1 protein-coding gene is annotated in these 352 nt (G+C 32.7%); it reads left to right on the top strand.

Annotation, left to right across the window (positions count from 1 at the left end; all coding sequences use genetic code 11):
* Nucleotides 1–352: transposase (locus FFR48_RS28560; RefSeq protein WP_236104246.1), on the top strand; the 352-nt coding region annotated here is incomplete at both ends.

Here is a 352-nt window from a genome sequence, read left to right as displayed (position 1 = left end):
TTAAGAAAAAGGGTAAACATGATTCTTTTACCTTAGATGGTGTCATAAAAATTGACTACAGAAAGGTAAAAGTACCCGTAATTGGTTGGATAAAAACTTATGAAATTCTCCCTACAGGATATAAACCAAAATCTGTCACCATCAGTAAACAAGCTGACAAGTGGCCATGTCTGCCGACAGGCAGGTTTATCTCTTGGAAAATAGAAGTTGAAGCCAATGAAACAGAGAAAAATCAAGAGTTTGTAGGAGTTGATTTAGGAATAAATCATCTAGCAATATTATCAACAGGAGAAATATTTAATGGAGTAAAAATCTATAAAAAGTATGAGAAAAAGTTAGCAAGAATGCAATA

This window comes from Sphaerospermopsis reniformis (assembly GCF_005402885.1).
GTDB lineage: Bacteria > Cyanobacteriota > Cyanobacteriia > Cyanobacteriales > Nostocaceae > Sphaerospermopsis > Sphaerospermopsis kisseleviana.
This window is presented reverse-complemented; position numbering and strand designations above follow the sequence as displayed.